Origin of the sequence: Pseudomonas sp. QD4 (assembly GCF_049199125.1) — a bacterium.
Lineage (GTDB): Bacteria > Pseudomonadota > Gammaproteobacteria > Pseudomonadales > Pseudomonadaceae > Aquipseudomonas.
Genome location: NZ_JBLZOM010000009.1, coordinates 21,281 through 36,980 on the forward strand (window position 1 = coordinate 21,281; position 15,700 = coordinate 36,980).

At 63.1% G+C, this 15,700-nt stretch carries 16 protein-coding genes; 8 read left to right on the forward strand and 8 right to left on the reverse strand.

The genetic code is table 11. The annotated features are described in order from the left end of the window. The first annotated feature begins 23 nt into the window (after positions 1 to 23). Positions 24 to 479 (forward strand): thioesterase domain-containing protein, encoded by a 456-nt coding sequence (locus ACOZJV_RS31480; RefSeq protein WP_421549313.1) that lies wholly within the window; start codon positions 24 to 26, stop codon positions 477 to 479. Between the two features lie 18 nt (positions 480 to 497). Here ACOZJV_RS31480 and cysQ read toward each other — a convergent pair whose 3' ends face one another. Then, the gene (gene cysQ, locus ACOZJV_RS31485) at positions 498 to 1,325 is read right to left on the reverse strand and encodes a 3'(2'),5'-bisphosphate nucleotidase CysQ (RefSeq protein ID WP_421549379.1); all 828 of its coding nucleotides are present in this window, start codon (positions 1,323 to 1,325) and stop codon (positions 498 to 500) included. Positions 1,326 to 1,336: 11 nt separating this feature from the next. Then, positions 1,337 to 1,903 carry an ADP compounds hydrolase NudE gene (nudE, locus tag ACOZJV_RS31490; protein WP_020299831.1) on the reverse strand — a complete coding sequence of 189 codons (567 nt, stop codon included), beginning with the start codon at positions 1,901 to 1,903 and terminating at the stop codon, positions 1,337 to 1,339. A gap of 89 nt (positions 1,904 to 1,992) precedes the next feature. Here nudE and yrfG point away from each other — a divergent pair, with 89 nt between their 5' ends. After that, positions 1,993 to 2,655, forward strand: a complete 663-nt coding sequence (gene yrfG / locus ACOZJV_RS31495) for a GMP/IMP nucleotidase (protein ID WP_020299830.1) — start codon at positions 1,993 to 1,995, stop codon at positions 2,653 to 2,655. Positions 2,656 to 2,763: 108 nt separating this feature from the next. On the opposite strand, the gene lysM is transcribed toward yrfG, so the two are convergent. Further along, positions 2,764 to 3,204: a peptidoglycan-binding protein LysM gene (gene lysM / locus ACOZJV_RS31500; RefSeq protein WP_020299829.1), complete on the reverse strand. Its 441-nt coding sequence runs from the start codon at positions 3,202 to 3,204 to the stop codon at positions 2,764 to 2,766. Between the two features lie 138 nt (positions 3,205 to 3,342). Between lysM and ACOZJV_RS31505 the strand changes: the two genes are divergently transcribed. The 4 genes from ACOZJV_RS31505 to ACOZJV_RS31520 all read left to right on the forward strand — a co-directional run bounded on the left by ACOZJV_RS31505 (position 3,343) and on the right by ACOZJV_RS31520 (position 8,237). Next, entirely contained in the window at positions 3,343 to 4,230 is an 888-nt protein-coding gene (locus ACOZJV_RS31505) for a LysR family transcriptional regulator (RefSeq protein ID WP_201128972.1), read from the forward strand. Positions 4,231 to 4,324: 94 nt separating this feature from the next. After that, on the forward strand, positions 4,325 to 5,164 hold the full coding sequence (gene fdhD / locus ACOZJV_RS31510) for a formate dehydrogenase accessory sulfurtransferase FdhD (protein ID WP_421549314.1): 840 nt from the start codon (positions 4,325 to 4,327) through the stop codon (positions 5,162 to 5,164). After that, complete coding sequence (locus ACOZJV_RS31515) at positions 5,161 to 7,509, forward strand: FdhF/YdeP family oxidoreductase (RefSeq protein WP_201128970.1); 2,349 nt, start codon at positions 5,161 to 5,163, stop codon at positions 7,507 to 7,509. The genes fdhD and ACOZJV_RS31515 overlap by 4 nt, the downstream gene beginning before the upstream one ends. Positions 7,510 to 7,763: 254 nt before the next feature. Continuing rightward, entirely contained in the window at positions 7,764 to 8,237 is a 474-nt protein-coding gene (locus ACOZJV_RS31520) for a YMGG-like glycine zipper-containing protein (RefSeq protein ID WP_020299825.1), read from the forward strand. Between the two features lie 67 nt (positions 8,238 to 8,304). Here ACOZJV_RS31520 and ACOZJV_RS31525 read toward each other — a convergent pair whose 3' ends face one another. The 5 genes from ACOZJV_RS31525 to ACOZJV_RS31545 all read right to left on the reverse strand — a co-directional run bounded on the left by ACOZJV_RS31525 (position 8,305) and on the right by ACOZJV_RS31545 (position 14,819). After that, entirely contained in the window at positions 8,305 to 8,748 is a 444-nt protein-coding gene (locus ACOZJV_RS31525; RefSeq protein WP_078469294.1) for an acyl-CoA thioesterase, read from the reverse strand. 167 nt (positions 8,749 to 8,915) lie between these two features. Then, positions 8,916 to 10,142, reverse strand: a complete 1,227-nt coding sequence (locus tag ACOZJV_RS31530) for a 3-hydroxyacyl-CoA dehydrogenase (protein WP_078469293.1) — start codon at positions 10,140 to 10,142, stop codon at positions 8,916 to 8,918. Between the two features lie 129 nt (positions 10,143 to 10,271). Beyond that, positions 10,272 to 12,206 (reverse strand): RecQ family ATP-dependent DNA helicase, encoded by a 1,935-nt coding sequence (locus ACOZJV_RS31535; RefSeq protein ID WP_421549315.1) that lies wholly within the window; start codon positions 12,204 to 12,206, stop codon positions 10,272 to 10,274. 240 nt (positions 12,207 to 12,446) lie between these two features. After that, the gene (locus ACOZJV_RS31540) at positions 12,447 to 13,577 is read right to left on the reverse strand and encodes a polysaccharide deacetylase family protein (RefSeq protein WP_421549316.1); all 1,131 of its coding nucleotides are present in this window, start codon (positions 13,575 to 13,577) and stop codon (positions 12,447 to 12,449) included. Positions 13,578 to 13,643: 66 nt separating this feature from the next. Beyond that, positions 13,644 to 14,819, reverse strand: a complete 1,176-nt coding sequence (locus tag ACOZJV_RS31545) for a tetratricopeptide repeat protein (protein ID WP_421549317.1) — start codon at positions 14,817 to 14,819, stop codon at positions 13,644 to 13,646. 207 nt (positions 14,820 to 15,026) lie between these two features. Here ACOZJV_RS31545 and ACOZJV_RS31550 point away from each other — a divergent pair, with 207 nt between their 5' ends. Together ACOZJV_RS31550 and ACOZJV_RS31555 are read left to right on the forward strand one after the other, a co-directional pair. Then, a complete protein-coding gene (locus tag ACOZJV_RS31550) occupies positions 15,027 to 15,311 on the forward strand; it encodes a hypothetical protein (RefSeq protein ID WP_078469289.1) in 285 nt (94 codons plus the stop codon). Positions 15,312 to 15,313: 2 nt separating this feature from the next. Continuing rightward, on the forward strand, positions 15,314 to 15,667 hold the full coding sequence (locus tag ACOZJV_RS31555) for a DUF1493 family protein (protein WP_020299818.1): 354 nt from the start codon (positions 15,314 to 15,316) through the stop codon (positions 15,665 to 15,667). Positions 15,668 to 15,700: the final 33 nt, after the last annotated feature.

The window sequence follows — 15,700 nt, forward strand, 5'->3', positions numbered from 1 at the left end:
CTTTCAAGCCAGAGGGCCCCTGCATGAACAGCGACAGTCGTTACCTGGAATCCGTGCTCCATCACGACATCCCGCTCACCCGGGACATGGGGCTCAAGGTGCTCGACTGGCAGACGCGGCAACTGCGCCTGTCACTGCCGCTGGCGGCCAACGTCAACCACAAGAGCACCATGTTCGGCGGCAGCCTGTATTGCGGTGCGGTGCTGGTGGGCTGGGGCTGGTTGCACCTGCGGCTCAAGGAAGAAGGGATCGAGGACGGGCACATCGTGATCCAGGAAGGCCAGATCAGTTATCCGCTGCCCGTGACCCGCGACGCCACGGCTATCTGCACCGCGCCCAGCGATGCGCAGTGGACGAAATTCCTGCGCACCTATGAACGTCACGGGCGGGCGCGGCTGAGCCTGGAGACGCGGATCGTCAATGAGGGAAGCGATGTCGACGCGGTGCGCTTTACCGGGCAGTACGTGCTGCACCGCTGAGCGCCGCAACGGCGACCATCAGCTACGCGCCAACTCCAGCAGCTTCTGGCGCCAGGTCGCCTTGGCCGGCAACGCCAGGAAAAACTCGTTGAGCAGCGATTCACGCGCCGGGTAGCAGAACGGTGCGCCACTCAAGTCCAGCACTTCACCACCGGCACCCTCAAGCACGCCCTGGGCGGCGGCAGTGTCCCATTGCGAGGTCGGGGCCAGTCGGGGGTAACAATCGGCGGCGCCTTCGGCCAGCAGGCAGAATTTCAGCGAGCTGCCGATATTCGCCAGTTGCAGTTCGCCCAGGCTGGCGCTGAGCCCGGCCAGCAGGCGCTCCTGCTCCGGGCTGGAATGACGCCGGCTGGCGACCACGGTGAAGGCCTGGCCGGCACTCGGCGCTTCGCGCACCTGGATCGGCACCGGCGCCTGGCCACGGTCGGCGCGCCAGGCGCCCAGGCCGGCACCGCCGCAGTAGCTGCGACCGTTGGTCGGCATCGTGACCACGCCAAACACCACGCGACCCTGTTCGATGAGGGCGATGTTGACGGTGAACTCTTCGCTGCCGGAAATGAATTCCTTGGTGCCATCCAGCGGGTCAACCAGCCACCAGCGCTGCCAGCCGGCGCGCACCGCCTGCGGAATGTTCGCGTCCTCTTCGGACAATACCGGAATGCTCGGGTCCAGCGCGGTCAGGCCGGCCAGGATCAGATGGTGCGCAGCCAGATCCGCGGCGGTCACCGGTGAGTCGTCGGTTTTTTGCGTCACCGCCACATCGGCGCGCCAGAACGGCAGGATTGCCTCGCCAGCCTGCAAGGCCAACTCGATCACCGGAGCCAGCAACGGGTGGGGAAAGGTCATCGACGCCTGACTCATGCTGGAAACACTCCGCGCTGGGTCAGCAGGTCACGGGCCAGGTACAGCGCCGCCAAGGCACGGCCTTCGGTGAAGTTGGGGTTCTGGGCCAGGCCAGAGAGTTCACGCAGGTTGATCTTGTCCACGCCCATCGGCTCGGGCTCGTCGCCTTCCAGGCTTTCTTCGTAGAGGTCGGTGGCCAGCACCACCTGGATCTTCTGGCTCATGTAACCGGGCGATAAGGACAACTCGGTCAGGTGCTCCAACTGCCGTGCGCCATACCCGGCTTCCTCCTTGAGTTCCCGCTCGGCCGCGGCCAGCACATCCTCGCCCGGCTCGATCAGGCCCTTGGGCAACGACAGTTCATAGGCGTCGGTACCGCCGCAGTATTCTTCCACCAGTACCGCGTGCTCGGCGTCGAGCATCGCCACGATCATCACCGCGCCATAACCGGCGCCTTTGCCCACCAGGCGTTCATAGGTGCGTTCCACGCCATTGGAAAAGCGCAACTGCACTTCTTCGACACAAAACAGACGGCTGGTGGCGACGATCTCGCGGGCGAGTACAGTGGGTTTCTGGCGCATGAAGGGCTCCTTGGCGTGAACGCGCTACTATAACGCGGCTTTCCCGATAGTTTGTGTCGGATATCTTTCTACCGCTCGAGACGTTTCCCATGCCTTCACTGCCCTGGCGCGATATCGACACCGTTCTGCTGGATATGGACGGCACCCTGCTCGATCTGCATTACGACAACCACTTCTGGATGGAGCACCTGCCTCAGCGCTACGCCGAGCTGCACGGAGTCAGCCGGGCCATGGCCGAGATGGAGCTGCAGCCCCTGTTCGAGAACAACGCCGGCCAGTTGAAGTGGTACTGCCTGGACTTCTGGAGCGCCGAACTGAAGCTGCCGGTGCGCGAACTGAAGCTGGAAACCGCGCACCTGATCGCCCTGCGTCCTGACGCCGACACCTTCCTGGCCGCCATCAAACAGGCCGGCAAACGTGTGGTACTGATCACCAACGCCCACCGCGACTCGCTGTCGTTGAAGCTGGAGCGGATCGAACTGGCGCCTTACTTCGAACGCCTGATCAGTTCCCATGACTACGGTTTCGCCAAGGAAAACCCGCAGTTCTGGGATGCCTTGCAGGCCGATATCGGGTTTGACCCGAGCCGCAGCCTGTTTATCGACGACACCCTGCCGATCCTGCGCAGCGCGCGGGATTTCGGTGTGGCTCATCTGTTGGCGGTGCGTGAACCGGACAGCCGCAAAGGGCCGAAAGACACCGCGGAATTCGCGGCGGTGGGAGATTATCGAGACTTGATCGAGGGACTGTAGAAAGGCCCGGAATCAGGTGGTGGATGTCAGGACCAGCGCAACCTGCATCAGCGGCGAGACACTGTAGCCGCTACCCCAGACTGCGCTGGCCCTGTCAGGCACCCACCATCACTCGGGAATTCGCAGTACCTGACCCGGATAGATCTTGTCCGGATGGGACAGCAGCGGCTTGTTGGCCTCAAAGATCTTGTTGTACTTGTTCGCGTCGCCGTACTGCACCTTGGCAATCGCACTCAGGGTGTCGCCCTTCTTCACGGTGACAAACACCGCCGCCACCGCCACCGGCCCGGTTACGGTGATCTGGTCGTCGACACTGCCGACGCCGGCGATATTGCCCACGGCCAGCAGGATTTTTTCTTTCTCTTCCTGGCTCGCGACCTCACCGGTCACCGTGACCTTGTCGCCGTCGACGCTGGCCTGCACATTCGGATTGCCCAGGCCGACCTTGGCAATGTGTTCCTTCAACTGCTCGCTCGCATTGGCGTTACCCGGCGTCAACAGATCAATAAGCTTTTCGCCTGCTTCTTTCACAAAGCTAAAAATACTCATGGTGCACACTCCTTGGGTTATGGGGTCCAGACGCGAAAGACTAGACCAGCATCGGCAAATGAGGTTCAAAAACGACCAGTGACCCAGTGCCGCACAAGCAGGCTAGAATCGGCACCTTCCCGGCGCCCTGGAGCGAAGATGGACATCAAGCAGCTGAAATTCCTCATCGCCCTCGACGAAACCCGGCATTTCGGCCAGGCCGCCGCCCGTTGCCATATCACCCAGCCGACCCTGTCCATGCGCCTGCGCAGCCTGGAAGAAGAGCTGGAACTGCCGCTGGTCAATCGCGGCCAGCGCTTCGAAGGTTTTACCGCCCCGGGCGAACGGGTGCTGGCCTGGGCACGCACCGTGCTGGCGGCCTACGACGGGTTGCAGGCGGAAGCTGCCGCCTGTCGCGGCAACCTGGTCGGCACCCTGCGCCTGGGGGTGGTGCCGCTGTCGAGCTTCGACCCGCAGCACTTGATGCAGGCCCTGCACCAGCAGCACCCGAACTTGCGTTTCGAGCTCTCGGCCTTGAGTTCCGAGCAGATCCTCGAACAACTGGCGAGCAACCGCCTGGACCTCGGCGTGTCCTACCTGGAGCGCCTGGACACCGAGCGTTTCGATTCCCTGGCCCTGGGCGAGACCCGCATGGGCTTGCTCTACGATCAACGGTTTTTCAGTTTCGGCGAGCAGCCCCTGAGCTGGGAGGCGCTGATCGAACTGCCCCTGGGCATGCTCACCAGCGGCATGCATTTTCGCCAATCCATCGACCACAACTTCCACAGCCGAGGCCTCAGTCCGCAACCGCTGTTGCAGACCGATGCAGTTCATCAGTTGGTGCAAATGGTCCATGGCGGTTTCTGCTGCGCGGTGATGCCGTTGGAAGGCGGCCTGGAAACCCTCACCGAGCACTTGCGCCTGCAACCCATCGAAGGCGCCCAGACCCTGGCGCGGCTGGGTTTGATCATGCGTCGCAGCGCGCCACGCTCAGCCTTGGCGGAGGCCTGTTTCGCGCTTTACCAGAAATCGTCCAAACCCTCTTGATCGACGCCATCTATCAACACATCAGTACTAGCAATTAGACGTGACACTTTGCCGCGCTTAGTCTTGGCGTTGAATACTCCGCTGGTATTGCCCCATGACCGCCAAGCGCCCGACCCGCGCGACGCCAGCCCTAGAAACGCCCGCGCCCGCCGCCAGTCAGAACTACAGCTACAGCAACCTTGAACACTGCGAATCGGACAGCACCGCGCTGGCCGAGGAAGTCGCGCTGGCGATCGCCTACAACGGCATCAGCCAGGCGGTGATGCTCGTGACCCCGTCGGACCTGGAAGACTTTATCGTCGGCTTCAGCCTCGGCAGCGGCATCATCAGCGACGCGACCGAGATCTATGACCTGCAACTGAGCGGTTCGGGCTCGGCGCAGTACGCGCAAGTGGAAATCGCCAACCGCGCGTTCTGGAACCTCAAGCAGCAACGTCGTCAGTTGGCTGGCACCAGCGGCTGCGGCCTGTGCGGCGTCGAGGCCGTGGAACAGGCTCTGCCCGACCTCAAGGTATTGCCCGGCGCCCCTTTGCCACCGGCGGCATGGCTTGACGGCCTGCGCCAGCGAATCGGCAGCTTCCAGCCCCTGGGCCAGCATTGCGGCGCGGTGCACGCGGCGGTGTTCATGAACCACCAGGGGGAGTTGCTGCTGGGCCGGGAAGACATCGGCCGGCACAACGCCCTGGACAAGCTGATCGGCGCACTGATCCGCCAGGACATCCCCACGGCCGGCGGCGTGGCCATTGTCACCAGCCGCTGCAGCCTGGAGCTGATCCAGAAAGTCCTGCGCGCGGGCATCCAGACCCTGGTCAGCCTGTCGGCTCCCACCGGCCTGGCCGTGCAATGGGCACGCCGGCACAACCTCAACCTCATCCACCTGCCGCAGAAAAGTGCGCCGCGGGTCTATAGCCCCGCGATGGAGAACCAAGCGTGAGCAACCACAACCAAGCCGACCAGACCCCAACCCCGCGCTACAAGCCTTACAAAGGCGCAGCAGGCGGCTGGGGCGCGCTGATCAGCGTGGCCCAGGCCTGGCTGACCAGCGACAACGCGCTGAAGAACCTGCGCATGATGCTCAAGACCAACCAGAACGGCGGCTTCGACTGCCCCGGCTGCGCCTGGGGCGACTCGCCGGAAAGCGGCATGGTCAAGTTCTGCGAAAACGGCGCCAAGGCGGTCAACTGGGAAGCCACCAAACGCCGCGTGGATGGGGCATTCTTCGCCAAGCACAGCGTTACCTCGCTGCTGGAACAGAGCGACTACTGGCTCGAATACCAGGGCCGCCTCACCGAACCCCTGAGCTACGACGCCGCCAGCGACCGCTACCAACCCATCAGCTGGGAAGCCGCGTTCGCCTTGATCGGCCAGCATTTGCAGGCGCTGCCGAGCCCGGACATGGCCGAGTTCTACACCTCGGGCCGGGCCAGCAACGAAGCGGCGTACCTGTACCAGCTGTTTGTGCGCGCCTATGGCACCAACAACTTCCCCGATTGCTCGAACATGTGCCACGAAGCCAGCGGCGTGGCCCTGGCGCAAAGCGTCGGCGTCGGCAAAGGCACGGTGACCTTCGACGATTTCGAGCATGCGGATGCGATTTTCGTCTGGGGCCAGAACCCCGGCACCAACCACCCGCGCATGCTCGAACCGCTGCGTGAAGCGGTGAAGCGCGGTGCCCAGGTCGTATGCGTCAACCCGCTGAAAGAGCGCGGCCTGGAACGCTTCCAGCATCCGCAGCATCCGCTGGAAATGCTCACCAACGGTGACAAGCCCACCAACACCGCCTACTTCCGCCCGGCCCTGGGTGGCGACATGGCAGTGGTGCGCGGCATGGCCAAGTTCCTGCTGCTGTGGGAACGCGAGGCGCAGAAAGCCGGCAGCCCGTCGGTGTTCGACCACGACTTCCTCAATGAACACACCGCCAGCGTGCTCGAGTACCTGGGGGTGATCGATGACACCTCGTGGGAGCAGATCGTCGAACAGTCCGGCCTGACCCTGGTCGAGATCGAGCAAGCGGCGCGCATGTACGCCAAGGGCAAGAACGTGATCATGTGCTGGGCCATGGGCATCACCCAGCATCGACATTCCGTGGCGACCATCCAGGAAATCGCCAACCTGATGCTGCTGCGCGGCAATATCGGGCGCCCAGGCGCCGGCCTGTGCCCGGTGCGCGGCCACAGTAACGTGCAGGGCGACCGCACCATGGGCATCAACGAACGGCCTCCGGTGGCGTTTCTCGACGCCCTGGAGCGACGCTTCCAGTTCAAGGTGCCACGCAGCGACGGGCACAACGTGGTCGAGGCGATCCACGCCATGGCCGAAGGCCGCTCGAAGGTCTTTATCGCCCTGGGCGGCAACTTCGCCCAGGCCACCCCGGACAGCCCGCGGACCTTCCAGGCCCTGAGCAACTGCGACCTCACGGTGCAGATCAGCACCAAGCTCAACCGCAGCCACCTGGCCCATGGCAAACAGGCCCTGATCCTGCCGTGCCTGGGTCGTACCGACATCGACCTGCAGAGCGAAGGTCCGCAGGCAGTGACTGTGGAAGACTCGTTCAGCATGGTGCACGCCTCCAACGGCCAGTTGCAGCCGCTGTCGCAACAGATGCGCTCGGAGCCGTGGATCATCGCCGGCATCGCCGCCGCAGCCCTGGGCAGCCGCCCGGTGGACTGGAACTGGCTGGTGGCCGACTACGGGCGCATCCGCGACCTGATCGCCGACACCATCCCAGGCTTCAAGGACTTCAACCAGCGCCTGCAAAACCCGGGGGGCTTCTACCTGGGCAACTCGGCTGGCGCGCGGCGCTGGAGCACTGCGTCCGGTCGCGCCAACTTCCGCGCCAACGTGCTGCCCAAGGACCTGGTGCACGAACGCACCCGAGCCACCGGGCAGGTACCGGACCTGATCATGCAGTCCATGCGCTCCCACGATCAGTACAACACCACGATCTATGGCCTGGACGACCGCTATCGCGGGGTCAAGGGCCAGCGCGACGTGCTGTTCGTCAACGAAGCGGACATCATCCGCCTGGGCTTCAAGCCGGGGCAGAAGGCCGACATCGTGTCGATCTGGGACGACGGCCGCGAACGTCGGGTCAAGGGCTTCACCCTGCTGGCCTTCGATATTCCGGCTGGCCAGGCTGCGGCTTACTACCCGGAGGTCAACCCGCTGGTGCCGTTGGAAAGCACCGGCGACGGCAGCCATACGCCGACCTCGAAGTTCGTGGCGATTCGCCTGGAAGCCGCCAGTGACAGCGGGTTGATCCTGGCCAAGTCGGCGTAAATCGATGGCTGCCCCGGCCCCATCACGATGGGGCCGGGCCTCTCGCCCGGGCTTTTCCAGCACGCAAAAAAAAGCCGCCTTTGTGCAAAAGCGGCCTGTCCGAAGTAGCTAAAGACCCGTCAAAACGACTTAAGTTCCCGAGCTAAAACAATAACTTACGAGATTGTGTACAACTCGTGCTATTCGTCGGATTTTGATTGTAAGCCTCCAGACACAGCCTCAGGATCGCGCCGTCATCCCTTTGAGGTTCCTCTATGAAGTTTTCCTCGATTCTCTTGTTGTCCCTTGGCCTGGTCAGCGGCTTCGCCTCTGCCGGAGGCACCACTGAAGCAGGTGTGGGCGGCGCATTGGGCGGGGTTCTGGGCTCGGTGGTCGGTCAGTCGATCGGCGGCAATACCGGCTCGGCCATCGGCGCAGCATTGGGCGGCGCGGGCGGCAGTGCGGTGGGTGCCGACAAACGCAGCCGTGGCCAGGCAGCCATTGGTGGCGCCTTGGGCGCAGCGGGCGGCAACGTGGTCGGGCGCAGCATGGGTGGCAACACCGGCAGCCTGATCGGCGCAGCGGCAGGCGGTGGTGCCGGCGGCGCGCTGGGCAACTACATGGGCAATGAAAGTGCGCGCGACGATCGCGAGTACCGTGGCCGCGACAACCGCCGCTACTACCGTGACGATCACCGCGGTCGCGGCCATGCATATGGCCACCGCAAACATCGCCATCACCGCGACTGATCAACGCGGCTCAGGCCTGCGCCCGAACGCAGGCTCTGCACACCTCGCCGGAGCCCTGGACCGCGACTTAGCGGATCGGCTCCAGCACCAGACGCTCCAACGCTTCGCGTAATCCGGCCGGCAGCGCCACCGGCCGGTTTGACGCCCGCTCTACAAACACATGCACAAAGCGCCCGGCAGCACAGGCATCCTCCTCCCCCGCCTTGAATACCGCCAACTCGTACTGCACCGAACTGTTGCCCAACTTGCCGACCCGCAGGCCGATTTCAATACGCTCGGGAAAGGCGATCGAGGCGAAGTAGTCGCAGGCGGAACTCACCACAAACCCCACCACTTCACCGTCATGGATATCCAGCCCACCCTCTTCGATCAGGTAGGTGTTTACCGCCGTGTCGAAGAAGCTGTAGTAGGTGACGTTATTCACATGCCCATACACATCGTTGTCGTGCCAACGGGTGATGATCGGCTGAAAGTGGCGATAGTCGCTGCGTTGCGGCATCCGCTCGGTCATAAGGCTCTCTCACAATCCAGGTAGGTGCGGGTTGGCCCGCGAGGTCGATCCATTGATCGCGCGGGATGCCGCCAATGGTTGTTCCCCTGGCAGATCCCGCAGCGCAGCCTCGCACAATTTGCCGCGCAGCCCAAAGGGACAGGGCCGCCAGCAAACATCAACAGCGCCTAGCGTTCGGCAAACCCTTTACCGGCTTGCGCCAGCTCAGTGAGCAAGCGTGCCGGCTGCCAGTGTTCGCCCAACTCGGCCTCAAGCCGCAGCAGACGCTGGTGCACAGCCGCCAGCCCTTGCCGATCGGCCCAGCTCATCGGACCGCCCTGGTCCTTGGGGAAGCCATAGCCATTGAGATAAACCAGGTCGATGTCATGGGCCGACTCGGCAATGCCTTCCTCGAGGATCTTCGCCCCCTCGTTGACCAGGGCCAGCAGGCACCGTTCAAGAATCTCCTCGGGGCCGATCGGCCGGCGCTGATAGCCCAGGCCTTCGCTGACCTGCTGCACCAGGGCATCCACCTCCAGGTCGTGCTCCGCCTGACGGCTGCCGGGCTCGTAGTGGTAATAGCCGTTCCCGCTCTTTTGGCCGAAGCGCCCCAGCTCGCACAGACGATTATCGACCTGCACCTCGGGTTGATCCTGGCCGACGCCGTCCAGTTGCCGGGCCCGCCAGCCCAGGTCGATACCCACCACGTCGTACATGCGAAACGGCCCCATGGCGAAACCGAAGCCTTGCAGGGCCGCATCCACCTGGTAGGGAAAAGCGCCCTCGAGCAGCATCTTGCGCGCCTCCAGCACGTAGGTATTGAGCATGCGGTTGCCGATAAAACCGAAACAATTCCCCGCCACCACACTGACTTTACCCATGCGTCGGCCCAGGGCCAGGGCCGCCTCGAGCACCTCGGGCGCGGTCCGCGCGCCGCGCACCACTTCGAGCAGCTTCATGATGTGCGCCGGGCTGAAGAAGTGCAGGCCCAGCACCTGCTGCGGACGCTGGGTGACGGCAGCGATGGCGTCGATATCCAGGGCCGACGTGTTGCTGGCCAGGATCGCTTCGGGCTTGAGCAGGGCATCGAGTTGGCGAAAGATCTGTTGCTTGAGCTCAAGGTTCTCGTAGACCGCCTCGATCACCAGGTCGACCTCACGGATCGCCGGATAGTCCGCAGCGGCGCTGACCCTTGCGATACGCGCGTCGGCTTCGGCCTGCTCGATCCGCCCCTGGCGCACGTTGTGCGCGTAGGTCTCGGCCACGGCCAGCAGCGCCTGCTCCAGCATCTGCGGGTTGTTGTCCACCCACTGCACCCGCACCCCGGCATTGGCCAGGCACATTACGATTCCGCGGCCCATGGTGCCCGCGCCAATCACGGCGGCGTGCTGAATATCGACGGCTGTCTGGCTCATATTGGCTCTCTTGTTGGCGATGCGAAGACAGCCCACACCATAGTCAGGCACCGGGTATTTTTGAAATTTATTCCTGTGATGAGCGCCATTCAGCAGATGGATGCAGCAGCGGCTGCAATCCCCCGAACCTCAAGCGCGCAGATGGCTGTCGGCCCAGTCCCGCACCTCGGCGTAGGGGTAATCCTCAAGCGCCGCAAACCCGGGGATGGCCCGCGCCTTGAGCTTGGTGAACAGCGGCACACTGATGCCGCACAAAAACCGCGTCAGGCGCTCGGCACCCGGCACGCGCTCGGTGTGCTGCTGATGCCTGTGGATAAAGGGCTCGCACAACTGGGCAAAGTTTTTATCCACAAGCGCAGGCAAGTCGGGCGGCGCCGGCAGACGCGCTACCTGGCCATGGCACACCGAACAATGCCCGCAACGCCGCGGCGCGTTATCGTCGCCAAAGTACTGCGCCAGGCGGTAACCCAGGCACTGCTCGGTGCCGAACAGATCGAGCATGGCGTGGATCCGCGCAATCTCGGCGCCCTCATGCCGGGTGAAATACCCGTGCAATTGCGCACTCAGTTCTGCCGCGTCGAAGTCGGTTTGCAGCAGGCTGTAGACCTCGGTCATTTGCTTGCTTTCCAGCTCGACCCAACCGCGCTCCTGGAAATAATCCAGGGCCTTGACCACGCGGCTGCGCTCGGCCTGATGCTGCAGGTACAGCGCATCGAAATTGACCGTGGCCCAGGTGCGGGCGCGGCTTGAGGTCTGGATGATGGCCTCGACGAAATCCCGCCGTTCGCCCTCAAAACGCGCCAGCAGGGCTTGCGGCTCCAACAGGAACTTGAAGCGATACTCGGCAAAATACGCATAACGCGGCGCAATCAAGCCGCGCAGCTCCAGTTGCACCAACAGGGTCTTGAGTGGCAGCTGGCGAATATTGCTCTGATCCGCCAGCGGCCCCAGCAGAAACTCCCATTGCCCATCCGGCGCTGCGGCCTGGAGTTCGTCCAGCACACAGCGGATGCCATCCAGTTCCGGGGTGTCGCCGTAGACGAAGTTCTCCAGCACATTGAGGCTGTCGCGGTTGGCCAGCACCAGGCAATCCGAGGGCTGCCCGTCACGCCCGGCGCGGCCGATTTCCTGGCTGTAGTTCTCGATGGATTTGGGCAGGTCGAAATGCACCACATTGCGGATGTCGCTCTTGTCGATACCCATGCCGAAGGCGATGGTGGCGACGATGCAATTGGACTGACCGCCCATGAACTGACGCTGGATTGCCTCCCGCTGCTCATGGGGCAAGCCGGCGTGATACGCCTGGGCCTGGATGCCGTGCTGGCTCAGGTGTTGGGTAATCTGCTCGGCGGTTTTCTGCAGGGTGACATAGACGATGCTCGGCTGCCCGGGGCGTTCGCCCATCCACTGCACCAGGCGCCGGCGTTTGTCCTGCCCACGCACCGGTTCTACCAGCAGGTTGAGGTTGGGCCGGTAGAAACCGGTGGTGACCACATCCTGCGGGGCGATGGCGAACTTGGCCTGCATGTCGGCGATCACCTTGGGCGTCGCGGTGGCGGTCAGCAACAAGGCCTGGGGGATGTTGAACTGACGCTGGTAGTCCGGCAGTTTCAGGTAGTCCGGGCGGAAGTTGTGCCCCCATTCGGAGATGCAGTGCGCCTCGTCCACCACCAGCAACGAGATCGGCACCTGTTGCAGGAAATTCCGGAAGCGCTCGTTCTTCAGGCGCTCCACGGAAATCATCAGAATCTTCAGCTCGCCGGAACGCGCGCGGGCCATGACGGCGTTGGCGTCGTCGCGGCTCTGGGCGGAATCGATGCTGGCTGCGGCGATACCGTGGCGTTGCAGGAACGCGAGCTGATCCTGCATCAGCGCCAGCAACGGCGAAACCACCAGGGTCAGGTGCGGCAGCAGCAGGGCCGGCAGTTGATAACACAGGGACTTGCCGGAACCGGTGGGGAAAATCGCCGCCGCCGAACGCCCGCCCAGCACCGCACTGACCGCCGCCTCCTGGCCCGGGCGAAACTGTGGATAACCAAAGACCTGTTCGAGGGTGTTGTGCATAAGCTGTCACTCCATTGACCGCTGACATGCCTTGAAGCCTAGCGTGGCCCGTCAGCAGGTCGAGAAAAGGTCGAGAGGAAAGGGATACCGGATGATACAGGCACACGGTCAAATCGGTGGCCGCCACCGTGACCGCTGCCGCCAGGCTGCGCTGGCCCTGGGCCACGACCAAGATTCACCTGACACCTCCCGGCGCCCAAGCCGGCCAGCGCAACCTTGCGGGCTCGCCAGCGACGACAATCAGCGGCCCATGCGGCAATCCACCCATTGCACGCCATTGCCCCGATTGGTGTCGAACAGCGCGGGCAAGGCCTTGGCGGCTTTGTCATGGGTGTCGTGAAACAGGATCACGCCGCTGCGCCACAGCAGCATCAAGGTCTGCACCCGCTGGCTCGCCGCACGGCTATCAACGGCCTTGCTCCAGTCCTGGGAGTCAATGTTCCACAGCATCAACTGCACGCCCTGGGCCTTGAAGAACGCAGCGCTGTCGCTGCGACGCTGGCCATAGGGCGGGCGAAACAGCGGCTGGTACTCCTCGGTCAAGGCGGCACTGACCAGGCCTGCCGATCGGGTAATCGAGCCCTGCCAATCGCGCCAGGAGCTGTGGGACTTGTGCTCCCAGCCATGTAGGCCAACGCATTGATCGCTGTAAAGATTGCGCATGTCGTCCGCCGATGACTGCTCAAGACGCTTCTGAAATGGCGCGCCCAACACGAAGAAAAAAGCATGCACATCCTCGGCCCGCACCACATCCAACAGGCGGTCGGTCGACCCGCTCCGCGCCGTCGGACCATCGTCAAACGTCAGCAGAAATTGGCGGTCACCCAGTTCATCGCCAAGGATTTCAGCTTCGGAGAAGCGTTCAATCTCACTGCTGACCATCGGGAACAACGCCGCCAGCCGCAGTTGCTCACGCAGGTATTGCTGGTGAAAACCCAGGCTCGCCTCAGCCCAGGCGCCATAGGTGGCTTTGCTCTGGCCGGTGAAGCCGGCCACCAGTTGGCGGAACTCCCCCAGGTTGCGCACCCTCAGGCAGAACGCCTCACCCTCACACTGCTGGCTGGCGAGGCGGAAGTTGTTCAGCAGCCGCTGCCAGAAACGCTCACGCACCCGATTCACCGCAGCCAGGTCGATGCGCTTGACCCCCAGCTGTTGCTGCAGCGCCTTTTCATCCAGTGCTTCGCTGGCCAATAGCGCCTTGGCGAACATCAGAATCTCGGCCCGGGAGGCGGTGTCAAATCCGTTAACGCTGCTCAGGGTAGTTGGCCAGCCGCTGCGGTCGATGGTGGCAAAAACCGAGGGACCTGCAGCACAAGCCACACCAGGAACCAGAAAAAACGCAGACAGAAAAAGGAAACGTCTTAACCCCATAACAACCTCCTTAAATACACAACGCGCCAAGGTAGGCGCGTTGTGGGTAGTACTCCGTCAGGGAGCTCAGAGTTTTCTGACCCGTTCAATAGCTTGGTCATACACCGGACTGGCTTTCTGCTCACGGGCCTTCTGATACAGGGCCAGGGCATCGGCAAACCGTCCGGCGGCCTCATAGATAGACGCCGAGTTGTAATAGGCGCTGGCACGTACAGTGGCCGCCGTCGCGCCGCTGGCCAGGGCGATGGCCTGGTTGTCGGCCTCGAGGGCCCTGGACAGCTCGCCGAGCTTGCGGTGGGTCAGCCCGAGGTTGCTGTACGCCTGGGCGTAAGCCGGGTCCTGCTCGATGGCCTGGCGAAAGAAGTCACGTGAGCGCAGCACATCACCGGCCTTGTAGGTCGCTTCGCCCTGTTCATTCAGGGTTTTCGCATCGCCCTGAGGCACCGCTCCAACCTCCAGGCTGCTCACCGCGACCTTGTCGTCCAGCAACACCTCGACCTCGCTCATGGCGTCGGCAGGTTCGCCACGCACTTCGCCGAGGCGATTGATGTCCTGCAGCTCGCTGTTACCGGTAATGCGGAACACCGTCCACAGATTGCCGACGCGCTGGCGTGGCACCTTGTAGGTGCGCAGCAGGGTTTTACCCAGGTACAGCTGCACCTTGGCCTGACTCAGGGAAAGCTGGTGGGCGCGCGCGGTAGTGCCGTGAGTGAAGTCATGCACGGCATAGATGTAACTGTCGCCGGCATGCTTTTTTTCCAGGGTGATGACTTCCGGGCCACGACCCGGTTTGTCAGCCCCTTCCAGCAAAGTGTCGGGCCCCTTCAGGGTCTCGAAGTACAGGTTCTTGCCGGGATAGATCAGGCGCGCATCCAGATCCAGCCCATCGGCCTCCCAGGTCAGCACGATACGCAGGCCATCGAAGTTCTGCTTTACCGGCAACATGGCGTAGGTTTTGCCATTGCACGGGCAAGGAGCCTCGATCACCACGAGTCCATGCTTTTTCAGGGTCAGGGTGGTGCTCGAGTCGTCTGCCATTTCGGTGTTGAGGCTGAACCGGCCTGAGCCATCGGTCAGCCCGCCAGCGACCTGCTGCCGTGCGGGAAGCAATTGCAGTTGGACCTCGGCCAGCGTCTGCTGGCGATCCAAGCCATCAACCACTTCAATCGTCCAGGGCAATGCCTGCACCGAACACGCCACCAGCCAGAGCGACAACCACCACGCCATGCGAAACCCGCGCATACCCACATCCCTTTACGTATTAACCGCCATAGGCTGACAGCCCCCGGCCATTTGGCGCGCACGATACACAGATTATCCGCACACTGCTTGAGGAACCTCTCATGCCACAGAGGCAGGTACTTCCTACTCCCGAGTCTGGCATCATCCTCCTTCACCGAATCCTGCAGTGATCACACCCCTGCACCACAACCTTGGTAAGCAATGCCCATGAGCAAGCTGCAACACCTGTTCGCCGAAGCCAGGCAAGGGCTCAGCGTCATGCAGTCCATCAGCGACGAAAAATGGCGAGCCCTTGCCACCCAATGTGGCGCAGCGGAAAGAGCAGAAGTCAGACAGCGCATCCACTCGCTGAAGGCCATGAGCCTGGAGGCCGACGAAGGCGATGAGGAACAACGGGACGACATCCGTTGTGCCATCGACAGCCTCAACCTGCTGCTGGACCTGTCAGAAGCCCATGAGCGGGCCACCGGCTCTTCTCACAAGGACTCTTAGGCATGCACCTGGCCCCGCACTTCCCCGATGACCCGGCCATGCGCCAGCTCATGCAGTTGCTGCACGAAGAACTTGGCCTGCCCGAGCGCAAGACCATCAGCCTCGATACCGCCATCAACTTCGACCTGGGTTGCGACGGCGCGGATGCCGAACAGCTGATGCTGGCGCTGGAAGAACTGTTCGTCATCGAGTTCGTCGACTACGACGCCTATCGCTACTTCCAGCCCGAAGGCTTCGACGTTTTCCTCAAGCGCCGGGCCAAGGGCCGGGGCGACAAACTGCCGCTGACCATCGGCATGCTGTACCGAGCCATCAAGGCACAGCGTTGGGACACACAGACGCTGGAAAGCCGCTAGCACTGAACCAGAGCAGGACCCGGACCTGTTGCA